The organism is Methylomonas sp. EFPC1 (assembly GCF_016925515.1).
Classification (GTDB): domain Bacteria; phylum Pseudomonadota; class Gammaproteobacteria; order Methylococcales; family Methylomonadaceae; genus Methylomonas; species Methylomonas defluvii.
Window position 1 is genome coordinate 1,027,954 of the sequence record NZ_CP070494.1, and the last position, 11,080, is coordinate 1,039,033.

Annotated in this window: 9 protein-coding genes and 2 pseudogenes; 7 read left to right on the plus strand and 4 right to left on the minus strand. The window is 51.8% G+C overall.

Features of this window, described 5'->3' with window-relative positions; translation table 11 throughout:
* Positions 1–164 precede the first annotated feature (164 nt).
* The 3 genes and pseudogenes from JWZ98_RS04890 to JWZ98_RS04905 all read right to left on the minus strand — a co-directional run bounded on the left by JWZ98_RS04890 (position 165) and on the right by JWZ98_RS04905 (position 2,607).
* A complete protein-coding gene (locus JWZ98_RS04890; RefSeq protein ID WP_033157071.1) occupies positions 165–614 on the minus strand; it encodes a hypothetical protein in 450 nt (149 codons plus the stop codon).
* 120 nt (positions 615–734) lie between these two features.
* On the minus strand, positions 735–1,160 hold the full coding sequence (locus tag JWZ98_RS04895; protein ID WP_205453487.1) for a VOC family protein: 426 nt from the start codon (positions 1,158–1,160) through the stop codon (positions 735–737).
* An 82-nt stretch (positions 1,161–1,242) separates the two neighbouring features.
* Positions 1,243–2,607: pseudogene (locus JWZ98_RS04905) on the minus strand (cytochrome P450).
* A 332-nt stretch (positions 2,608–2,939) separates the two neighbouring features.
* Here JWZ98_RS04905 and hsdR point away from each other — a divergent pair.
* From hsdR to JWZ98_RS04940, 7 genes are all read left to right on the plus strand, one after another.
* The gene (gene hsdR / locus JWZ98_RS04910) at positions 2,940–5,231 is read left to right on the plus strand and encodes a type I restriction-modification system endonuclease (RefSeq protein ID WP_275899216.1); all 2,292 of its coding nucleotides are present in this window, start codon (positions 2,940–2,942) and stop codon (positions 5,229–5,231) included.
* A gap of 58 nt (positions 5,232–5,289) precedes the next feature.
* Positions 5,290–5,517 (plus strand): AbrB/MazE/SpoVT family DNA-binding domain-containing protein, encoded by a 228-nt coding sequence (locus JWZ98_RS04915; RefSeq protein ID WP_205453490.1) that lies wholly within the window; start codon positions 5,290–5,292, stop codon positions 5,515–5,517.
* Positions 5,514–5,948 carry a putative toxin-antitoxin system toxin component, PIN family gene (locus tag JWZ98_RS04920; protein ID WP_205453491.1) on the plus strand — a complete coding sequence of 145 codons (435 nt, stop codon included), beginning with the start codon at positions 5,514–5,516 and terminating at the stop codon, positions 5,946–5,948. Before JWZ98_RS04915 ends, JWZ98_RS04920 begins: the two co-directional genes overlap by 4 nt.
* Complete coding sequence (locus JWZ98_RS04925) at positions 5,945–6,145, plus strand: type I restriction-modification system subunit M N-terminal domain-containing protein (protein WP_205453492.1); 201 nt, start codon at positions 5,945–5,947, stop codon at positions 6,143–6,145. The genes JWZ98_RS04920 and JWZ98_RS04925 overlap by 4 nt, the downstream gene beginning before the upstream one ends.
* Positions 6,146–6,161: 16 nt before the next feature.
* The gene (locus tag JWZ98_RS04930; RefSeq protein ID WP_205453493.1) at positions 6,162–7,370 is read left to right on the plus strand and encodes an N-6 DNA methylase; all 1,209 of its coding nucleotides are present in this window, start codon (positions 6,162–6,164) and stop codon (positions 7,368–7,370) included.
* Complete coding sequence (locus JWZ98_RS04935; RefSeq protein ID WP_240348213.1) at positions 7,367–7,792, plus strand: endonuclease domain-containing protein; 426 nt, start codon at positions 7,367–7,369, stop codon at positions 7,790–7,792. Before JWZ98_RS04930 ends, JWZ98_RS04935 begins: the two co-directional genes overlap by 4 nt.
* A gap of 500 nt (positions 7,793–8,292) precedes the next feature.
* Positions 8,293–9,423, plus strand: a complete 1,131-nt coding sequence (locus JWZ98_RS04940) for a restriction endonuclease subunit S (RefSeq protein ID WP_240348214.1) — start codon at positions 8,293–8,295, stop codon at positions 9,421–9,423.
* A gap of 233 nt (positions 9,424–9,656) precedes the next feature.
* On the opposite strand, the pseudogene JWZ98_RS04945 reads toward JWZ98_RS04940, so the two are convergent.
* Positions 9,657–10,836 (minus strand): annotated as a pseudogene (locus JWZ98_RS04945) (IS3 family transposase).
* Positions 10,837–11,080: the final 244 nt, after the last annotated feature.

The window sequence follows — 11,080 nt, forward strand, 5'->3', positions numbered from 1 at the left end:
CGGTTACCTTTTTCTATGAGGCAATACGGGCTTTTCGAGTTTTTCACCAGCCTGTTAACCGGGACTTTGCAGTCCGGAGCCTTTGGACCACGCCGCGATTCGGTATAGCCGCTGTGCTCCCGCCTGCGCGGGAGCGACGATATTGGCCAGGGCCGGATTAATAATCAGTTTTCGCCTCTACTGATATTATGCTGATGCTCAATAGATTCGGTTAAGTTATAGCCGTTGTCGTTAAATAAATCGCCGGTAAAAAATAAGCGCATATCAATAATCCAGCCTATTTTTCTTTGCTTATTATTTTCGACAATAATAGTCGCCAGCTTTTGGTTGTTATCAATAACCTGCGTCACAATGGTCTTTGGATAATCAGGATCTTCTTTTAAAGCGCCTGATACTATGCGCTGAGCCGATTCTATGGTTAGTATCTGGGTGATGTTAGGGGTTGCCGAGTTTTTATCGTTTATTAACGATTGCGCTTTAAAATAACCAATATCGTAAGCCAGTTTGGCAATCAGGCTAATGGCAATAGCCACGCCCCAAACGGACAGGCCGATTTTTAATCGTCTTCTAACGCGAGGATGAGATAGTCTTTGCAGAAAAACTCTAAATTTCATTTTGATGTGATTATCCGGCCTTATCGGCCACTATTGAATATTAATGGTTGCAGTTTTTGCCCAATAACGCCCGAACAACTGATATAACGCCAGTGCAAGGCGGGGTATTGGAATCTTGGTTTAGTTCGGCAGTTGCACAAAACCGTGTTGGTCGATTGGAAAAAAAGGATTGAAACAAACTTCCCAGAGAAAGCCGTCGGGGTCGGAAAAATAACCCCTGAAGCCGCCCCAAGCCGCTTTTTCGCCCGGACGAACCAGCTTACCTCCCGCCGAAACCGCTTCAAGCAAGGTCGCGTCAACTTCTTTTGCCGATGCGACGTTGTGAGCCAGCGAAAATCCGGGAAAACCTGAGCCATCGGCCGATACCATTGCGTCGTCTGCTAATGCTTCGCGGCTATACAACGCAAATGCCAGGCTCCCTACTTGGAAGAATGCCACTTCCTGCTGGCTGCCGGAGGATTCTTGCCAACCCAGCGCCTTATAAAAACGTCGGCTTCTAGCCAAATCGGCTACGCCTAGTGTGACAAAACTAATGGTCTGTTTCATGACGCTCCCTGTTACGTAAAAAGGCCGTCTAGTCGGCCAGTGCGGCGCCGACTAGCTATAACCGTCAGCGCAGACCGTAAGCTTAACCAATTGGTTCCACTCTGCCAACAACCGGACGGTCCGGTTTCAACGTAACGCTGAAGGCTTCTTTGACGGTTATGTCGGTTTCGAACGTAAATGCCTTGAAAAAACTGGCTATGACCAACAGCATTTCCAGCTCGGCAAAATGACGCCCTATGCAATTATGCAAACCGCCGCCGAACGGAAAAAAGGCGTATTTGTGTCCGCCGGGCGTCGCGGTTTCCAGAAATCTGTCGGGATTAAAAGCGTCCGGGCTGTCCCAAAGCCGGGCGCTATGGTGGGTGGTGTGCATGCTCAATAACACGATGGTGCCGGCGGGAATCGCGTAATCGCCCAGCTCTATGTCCTGAACGGTTTACGTGGACAGCGCCGATGTGGGCGGATACAGGCGCAGGGTTTCGTACAATGCAGCCTTGGTATAACTCAGCTGACCCAAGTGCGCGGAGCTTAAGGTTTCGGTCGGCAAGTCGCGGATTTCGGCGGCGATCTTGTTGCGCACCTCCGGGTGCCTGCCGGTTAAATAAAAAAACCATACCAAGGTATTGATGGTGGTTTCCTGGCCGGCGAAAAACAGATTGACGGCTTCGTCTTGCAGCAAATTGTCGGGCATCGTGTAACCGGTACTGCGGTCGCTGGCTTGCATTAACTGCGATATCAGACTTTGTCCCGGATTCGTCCGCGTCTGCGCAATTTCCGCACCGATAAAGGTTTGCAGATAGTTCACGGCGGCGAGATAACGCTTGGATTTTAGCGGGATGAAGCGTTTCAAACGGCGGCCAAGCACAATTTCGCTGCCCAACTGTACCGGCAACTCCTGACAGATGATTTCAATCACCTTGATCAGCTCCGCGCCGTTGCTCAACTGATCCACGGACTTGCCCAGCAGGATGCGGATAAAAATCCGCTGAATCAGCTGCTTTATTTCCGTGCTTAAATCAACTTGGCCGGACGCCGCCTTTTTCAACTCTTCCGCCATCGCCGCCGCTTCTTCGACCATGATCAACTCATAGTTTTTAACCGTGTCCTTGGTGAACAGCGGTTGCATCAAGCGGCGCTGTTTACTCCAAACCTGGCTTTCGCTATTGACCAAGCCGTTCCCGAACAGCGATTTCTTGGCACTATAAAGAAAATTTCGGTTCAACTGGCCTTTGCCCTCCAGATTGAAAATCTGCTCTATATATTCCGGGTCGCAGACGAACAGAATTTTTCTGCCGAACAGCCGTCCCAACACCAGCTCGCCGTATTGCTTATGAATTCCGGCCAGCGTCGCCAGCGGCCGCCAGATCAACTGCATCATCGGTAAAAGCACCGAATGTTCCGGTGGCGATGGTTTTTTTTGTCGGTGTGTTGATGTCGCGTTTTCCATGGCATTGAATCAGTATTGAATGGGGGCTCAAGCGATGCCTCTATACTATCGATACGGCTTTGTGAAGTTTCGATATCCGTTCGTCTTGAGCGCAGCCGAAGCGCTCAACACAAACGGTTAAAACAGTTATGGGCCGGAGCTATAAGATATGATAACGGCGGGATCGGTAAGTATACGTCGATGTTTCAGGCGCCTTGCAACAAGCCAAACGTTACAGTAGAACCTTCAAACCCAGCACAGAAACCACTCTGCCGGAACAAAACTGGGGCAATGACCATAGCTACCGCATTCCATTTGCCTTTTCCGCTAATGGCCGCCCCTAACTTCGGCAACTGGCGACCAAAAGTGGCGTGTGGTTCTGCGACTTGCGTCTTGCCGATAATCTCAGCCATGCACTCGATGGTTGGTACACGCCGGACGGATTGAAAGAACTGATCAAACGCGACGAAGTTAAGGCCCACGAAAAACTGGCCAATACGCCGTTCAACTATGGTTTTGAATTACGCTACTACCAACAAGATGCCATTCTCGCCACCGAACAGACCATCGCTGGCGGTCAACGCGAAATGCTGCTCGCTATGGCGACCGGCACTGGCAAGACCAAAACCTGCATTGCCTTGATCTATCGCTTACTCAAGGCGCAGCGATTCAAGCGCATTCTGTTTTTGGTCGATCGCTCAGCGTTGGGAGAACAAGCCGCCAATGCCTTCAAAGACACCCGCATGGAAAATCTGCAAACCTTTGCAGACACCTTCGGCATCAAAGAATTGGAAGAGCAAACCCCGGATAGCGATACCGCTGTACATATCGCCACGATTCAGGGCATGGTGCAACGCTTGTTGTTCGCTGCCGAAAACGCCACATCGCCAGCAGTTGATCAATACGATTGCATCGTGGTCGATGAATGCCATCGCGGCTATTTGCTGGACCGCGAGCTGTCCGATACCGAAATGACCTTCCGTGGTTATGACGATTACATTTCCAAATATCGCCGGGTATTGGATTACTTCGATGCTTACAAAATCGGCCTGACCGCCACGCCGGCTTTGCACACCTCACAAATCTTCGGTGCGCCGATTTATACCTACAGCTATCGGGAAGCCGTGATCGACGGTTATCTGGTGGATTACGAACCACCGATTCAAATTCATACCGAGCTTTCTACCAACGGCATTGCCTGGAAAGTGGGCGAAGAACTCAAAGTCTACGATCCACGCCGCAACCAGATTGACTTATGCAAAGCCCCTGACGAAATCAAAGTCGATGTCGAAGACTTCAATCGCAAGGTCATTACTGAATCGTTTAATCGTGTGGTCTGTGAATATCTGGCCAAAGAACTCGACCCCGCCTCACGCCAGAAAACCTTGATCTTCTGCGTCAACGATGCCCACGCCGATCTGGTGGTCGATTTATTGAAAAAGGCCTTCGCCGCTGAATACGGTAGCGTCGAGGATGACGCCGTGATCAAAATCACCGGCGCCGCCGACAAACCCTTGCAACAAATCCGCCGTTATAAAAACGAGCGCCTGCCCAATGTCGCGGTCACGGTCGATTTACTGACGACAGGGGTCGATGTCCCGGAAATCTGCAATCTGGTGTTCCTGCGTCGGGTCAACAGCCGTATCTTGTTCGATCAAATGTTGGGCCGTGCCACGCGGCTTTGCGATGCCATTGGCAAAGAAGCCTTCCGTGTCTTCGATGCTGTGCAAATCTTCGATGCCATCCAAAACATGACTGCGATGCGGCCGGTGGTAGTCGATCCCAAAATCAGCTTCAGCCAATTGGCTGAAGAACTGGTGTCGGTCAGCGATGATGACGCTCGCAGTTTGGTACGCGATCAGTTCATTGCCAAGCTGCAACGCAAAAAACGCCATCTGTCGGAGCAATCGGCGCAAGACTTTGAAACCCGCTCCGGCATGACGCCCGATGCGTTCATCAAAAAACTGCGAGCCATGCCATTAACCGACGTTGCCACCTGGTTTACCCAAAATCCCGATCTGGGCGAAATTCTGGATCGCAAAAGCACAGGCTCCGCACCGCCGATCTTCGTCTCCGATCATGAAGACCAGCTCAAAAAGGTCGAGCGCGGCTACGGTAAAGCCCAAAAGCCGGAAGATTATCTGAATGAATTTCGAGCCTTTATCCAAAGCCACAGCAACGACATTCCGGCCTTGACCACGGTCTTGACCCGTCCGCGCGAGCTCACCCGCAAACAACTGCGCGAACTGCTACTGGAACTGGATAAAGCCGGTTTCAGCGAAACCCATCTGGATACCGCTTGGCGGGAAATGACTAATCAAGACATTGCCGCTCGTATCGTCGGCTACATTCGCCAAGCGGCGATTGGCGATGCCTTGTTACCGTATAGCGAACGTGTCGATCATGCTCTGCAAACCATCCTAGCCCAAAAAGCCTGGAGTACCCCGCAACGCGACTGGCTAAAGCGCATCGCCGCCCAAACCAAAGCCAATCTATTGGTCGATAGAGAAGCACTGGACGATCCCGATCTGGTGTTCAAACGCGAAGGTGGCGGTTTCAATCGACTCGATAAGCTATTCAACGGTGAATTGCAGCACGTTTTAGAAGCATTCAACGACTCGCTCTGGCAATCGGGCGCGGCTTGAAAAATCCTAGTCAAAAGCATAAAGTAAGGTTTCCTTACTTCAAGATTCGGTGATTGCCATGCTCGCCAAAATGACATCAAAAAACCAACTCACACTGCCGAAAAGCATTACCGCCGCCGTTGGTGCCCCAGAATACTTTGACGTGGAAACCCGCAACGGCCAGATCATCCTCACCCCGGTGCGTATTCAACGTGGCGATGCCGTGCGCGCTAAACTGGCAGAATTGAATCTTCAGGAATCCGACATCAATGATGCGCTTGCTTGGGCGAGACAGAAGGAATCATGAGCAAGCCTTCAGACGCGCCGCGCGTCGTCATCGACACCAATCTGGTGCTGTCGGCCCTGGTGTTTGCTCAAGGCCGTGTCACGCCATTACGACGGGCCTGGCAAAACCAGCAGATTCAGCCTTTGGTCTCCAAAACCACGGCAGCGGAATTGATTCGGGTATTGCAATATCCCAAATTCAAACTCAGTGCCGACGATCAGCAAGAACTGCTCGCCGATTACTTGCCGTATTGCCAAACCATCGTCATTCCGGAACCGCCACCGGTCACACCGGAATGCCGCGACAAGTTTGACGTGCCATTCCTGCAGTTGGCATTAGCAGGCGAGGCCCACGTCTTGATTACCGGCGACCAGGATTTACTCTGCCTGGCAACCAGCTTTACTTGCCCGATTCTCACCGCAGAACAATTTTTACAGACCCTTACTTCATGACAACCAACGACATCGTCGGCAAACTCTGGAACCTGTGCAACATCCTCAAGGATGACGGCGTCACCTACCACCAATACGTCACCGAGCTGACCTATCTGCTGTTTCTGAAAATGGCGATGGAAACCGGCAGCGAAGAGCAATTGCCGAAAGGCTATCGCTGGTCTGACCTAGAAAGCCGAGCGGCTCCAGACCGCTAAAATCCTGCTGATTCACTTGGGCACCCACGGTTCCAGCCTGGTTCAAGAGATATTCGCCAATGCCAGCAGCTTCATCAAAAAACCGGCCACCTTGTCCTCACTGGTCGCGGAAATCGACAAACTGGATTGGTACAGCGTACATCGCGAAGATTTGGGCGACTTGTACGAAGGCTTGCTGGAGAAAAACGCCAACGAGAAAAAGTCCGGTGCTGGTCAATACTTCACCCCCCGCGCTTTGATCAACAGCATGGTGCGGGTCATGCAACCCACGCTCACCGACATTATTCAAGACCCGGCTGCCGGCACCGGCGGCTTCCTGATTGCCGCCAATCATTATTTACGCACTCACAACGACTTTGACGCACTGACCGACAGCCAGCAACGCAAATACCGCAACAGCACCTTTTTCGGCATGGAGCACGTGCAGGATACCCACCGTCTGGCCTTGATGAACCTGATGCTGCACGGCATCGACGGTGGCATTCGTTACGGCGACACCCTCAGCCCGGAAGGCCAAGCCTTGCCCAAAGCCTCGCTGATCCTGACCAATCCACCGTTCGGTACCAAAAAAGGCGGTGGCTTGCCCAGCCGCGACGACTTTACTTATCCCACCAGCAACAAACAGTTCTGCTTTCTGCAGCATATCTATCGCGGCTTGCAACCGGGTGGCCGCGCGGCGGTGGTATTGCCCGATAACGTGCTGTTTGAATCCAACGTCGGTACCGAGATTCGCCGCGACCTGCTGGACAAATGCAACCTACACACCATCCTGCGCCTGCCCACCGGCATCTTTTACGCTCAGGGCGTCAAAACCAATGTGCTGTTCTTCAGTCGTGGCGACAACGACAAAGGTAATACTCAGGAAACCTGGATTTACGACCTGCGCGCCAACATGCCGCAATTCGGCAAACGCACCCAATTGACCGAACAGCATTTTGCCGAATTCGAAGCGGCGTTTGGCAACGACCCATCCGGCAGTTCCGCCAGTTTAGCCAATCGCATCGATCAGGGCGAAACCGGCCGTTTCCGCAAATTTACCCGCGAACAAATCGCCGAACGCGGCGACAGTCTGGACATCAGCTGGCTGAAAGACGACAACGCCACCGAAGCCCAAGACTTGCCGGAACCGGTGGAACTAGCTCAGGAGGCGATGAGCGAGCTGGATGCAGCGATGGAAGAGTTGCGGGGGATTTTGGAGCAGTTGGGTATGGAGGAAGCGCTTTGATCCTGCCGTATGAACAAGGTCTGAAAACCAACGCCCGCAAACTGCGCGGCGACATGACCGATGCCGAACAAAAGCTCTGGCAACGCCTGCGCCGCAAGCAAATCAACGGCTGGCAGTTTTACCGGCAAAAGCCGCTCGGCTCTTACATTGTCGATTTTTACTGTGCGGCGGCTGGTTTGGTGGTTGAACTTGATGGCAGTCAGCACTTTGAGGCTGAGCACCAAGCAGCCGATCAACAGCGCGACGTCTATTTACAAAGCTTGGGCTTGCGGGTGCTGCGGTTCGATAACCGGCAGGTGTTGTTGGAAACGGAGGCGGTGTTGGAGGTAATTAGACAAATCCCCCCCGGCCCCCCTTTTTCAAAGGGGGGGTTAACCCCGGCCCAGTCACTTCAGTTCCTCCCTTTGAAAATGGGAGCGTAGTCCCCGACACCGCCGTCCAAAATCCCTCCATGGAAAAAAGGAGCATTACCCCCGACGCAGCCACCCAAAATCTCACTTTTGAAAGAGGAAGAGATACCCCTGACAAATCCAACTCGATCTCCCCTTTTGAAAATGGGAGAGATGCCCCCGGCCAGCCCAACCCAGTTCCCCCCTTTGAAAAAGGGGGGCCAGGGGGGATTCATCCAAATAATACCGACAACGGCAAGGAGCCAACATGAGCAGGCTGCCGGAAACGTGGACAACCTGCGAAATAGGCGATATCGCCAAAGTCGTTGCTGGCGGAACGCCGCCTTCTAAAGACCACACAAATTTTTGCGGTTCGGATACTGGTTTGCCGTGGATCACACCCGCTGACCTAAGTGGTTATCGAAATCAGTACATTTCCCACGGCGCAAGAAATCTAACAGAGAAGGGCTTCTTAAATTGCTCTACTGTCAAAATGCCAGCTGGTAGCGTTCTTTTCTCAAGTCGAGCTCCAATTGGATATTTGGCAATCGCAGAAAATGAAATTTCAACGAACCAAGGCTTTAAAAGTTTCGTTTTGCCTGAGGGGGGTAAACAACCACTACATTTATCACTATCTACGTTTTATCAAGCCGATTGCCGAAGCAATGGCAACAGGAACAACTTTCAAGGAAATTTCGGGCAGCGTTGCGGCCAAGCTTCCGCTTATTCTTGCGCCAGCAAACGAACAAAAACGCATCGCCGACAAACTCGATGCGGTGCTGGCTCAGGTAGATGCCTGCCGCGACCGCCTCGACCGCATTCCCGCCATCATCAAGCGTTTTCGGCAATCGGTTTTGGTTGATGCCGTAACAGGTAAGCTGACCGCAGAATTTAGAAAAAGCTCTGAATATTCGGATACTGATTTAGGCTGGGAACTACCCGATTGCTGGGATTTATTAACAATAAGTGACGTTGCAGAAGTCAAGGGTGGAAAACGTCTTCCGAAAGGGAAATTACTAGTATCTAGGAATACCGGTTTCCCATATATCCGCGCCGGTCAATTAAAGGATGGCACTGTTATTCCAGATGAACAGCTCTATTTGGAGGCAGATGTTCAATCACAAATCGCGCGATACATCGTTAAGTGTGGTGATGTTTATATAACGATTGTTGGTGCCTGCATCGGTGACGCAGGCGTCATTCCTCCAAGTTATGATGGGGCAAATTTGACCGAGAATGCGGCAAAACTTTGTGATTTCAAAAAAGTAGTTTCCAGTCAATTTCTGGCTTTTTGGTTACGAAGCCAGCTACTACAGGATATTATTCAAAAGGAAATAAAATCCGGAGCCCAAGGCAAATTGGCATTGATGCGGATTAAAACGCTCCCGCTTCCGTATCCTCCATTTAATGAACAAACCGAAATCGTACGCCGCGTAGAATCCCTGTTCGCCTACGCCGACCGTCTGGAAGCCCGCTACCACGCCGCCCGTGCCCAAGTCGAAAAACTCATCCCGGCCCTGTTAGCCAAAGCCTTTCGCGGCGAACTGGTCCCGCAAGACCCCAACGACGAACCGGCCATTGAATTATTGGCTCGCATTGTTGCCACTAAAGCCGATGCGCCACCTAAAAAGCGTGCTGGAAAGCAGTTGAGTAACAATTCATAAGCGAGAATCGTGCGAACTTTATGCGTATCTATCGGTGGATTGAATGTTTGAGAGCTTATTAATGCTGGATCAGATTGAAGCTTTTTTCTCGCTCCGCGATCGATACCGAATGCCCGCTCGGGGAAACAAAACCCCGAATCCATTGCTAGCCGCTTTGTCTTGTTATTTGAGAGAAGTGGCCCCATCTGTTTGAACAGCAAATCCGGAATTTAAAGTGAAATCCCTGCCGTGGTTTAGGCGACCAACTTGAGGGTTGGCAACCCATCGTTATACGCCTGATGCGGCGTTTTGCTTTTCAGACTGGAATGTGGTCGTTCGTAGCTGTACCACTCAATAATCCAGGATTGAGGCGCGGGTTTGACCAACGGAATCGTAAGCATGCAGGTAAACCCGATCGTACTTGACGGATCGCCATAGCCGCTCGACAAAGACATTATCCCGCCAGGCGCCGCGACCGTCCATGCTTAACTGGCAGCCCTGGCCTTTCACGGCATCGACAAACGCCTTGGCGGTAAACTGGCTGCCTTGGTCGGTGTTGACGATGTCCGGCCTGCCGTAGCGTTTGAAAGCCTGCTCCAACACATCAACCGCATGACAAGCTTCCAGGGTGATCGCGACCTTGGTGGCCAGGACTTTGCGAGTGGCCCAGTCAACGACCGCCGTTAAATAAGCGAAGCCTTTGGCCAGCGGAATGTAGGTCGTATCCAGCGCCCAGACTTGATTGGCACGGTTGATGGTCATGCCGCGCAGCAAGTAGGGATGAATTTCGTGACCTGGCATCTTCTTACTGGTATTGGGCTTGCAGTACACCGCTTCGATGCCCATTTTCGTCATCAAGGTTTTCACCCGCTTGCGGCCAATGGGGATGCCTTGCAGATTGAGCTGATCCCGTCACTGGCGTGCGCCCATACCCGAGGGCACAAGTGAACGGGTGCTTCAGGTGCAGTTCGTCGAGTCGGCGCATGATGTCTAAATCGCGCTCCGAAACCGGCTTGGGCAGGTAGTACACACTGCCGCGACTGATGCCTAATAGCTTGGCCTGCCGACCAATCGGTAGTTTGGATTGACGGTCTATCATCGCTTTGCGCCTTGTGCCCCTTGGGTATCAGCAATCCCGCCTTGTTGAGCGCGCCCTCTACCCAAAGGGCACAAGTAAAAAATCGTTCTCCAATGTCAGTTGGCCGATTTTCGCGTGTAGGGCTTGAAGATCGATGGGGGTGATTCGGGCTGCCGAGGTTTCCCAAACACCTCGGCAGACTGCTCGCTTAGCTGTTTCTTCCAATCGACAATCTGGTTTTGATGAATCTCGAATTCCTGGGTCAATTGGGCCAAGGTTTTATCGCCAGCCAAGGTCGCCAGCACAACTTTGGCCTTGAAGGCCGGTGAATGTTTTCTTCTCGGTTTTTTGGACATCTTCAGCTCCATTGCTTTGTCCTTACGGACGATCAAAAGTAGCAGGGTTTTTCACTTAACCAAGTGTTCAATTTTTCGGCACCACCTCTCCCCCCAACCATCTACCTGCTGCCAGCATTTAATTCCACATAAAAAGTGGCTAAACCTTACGCTGTTTGGGCTAGCTGCTATGTTTAGTTGTATCGGATTTAGAGAATCCAAATGCGGGTTATGCGTTAGCTAACGGATACGGGGCGACGGTATG

Excerpts from the sequence above, each read along its gene's own strand:
- JWZ98_RS04895 (WP_205453487.1), bottom strand. The coding sequence starts at position 1,160 with ATGAAACAGACCATTAGTTTTGTCACACTAGGCGTAGCCGATTTGGCT.
- JWZ98_RS04890 (WP_033157071.1), bottom strand. The coding sequence starts at position 614 with ATGAAATTTAGAGTTTTTCTGCAAAGACTATCTCATCCTCGCGTTAGA.
- JWZ98_RS04925 (WP_205453492.1), top strand. The coding sequence starts at position 5,945 with ATGACAACCAACGACATCGTCGGCAAACTCTGGAACCTGTGCAACATC.
- JWZ98_RS04915 (WP_205453490.1), top strand. The coding sequence starts at position 5,290 with ATGCTCGCCAAAATGACATCAAAAAACCAACTCACACTGCCGAAAAGC.
- JWZ98_RS04920 (WP_205453491.1), top strand. The coding sequence starts at position 5,514 with ATGAGCAAGCCTTCAGACGCGCCGCGCGTCGTCATCGACACCAATCTG.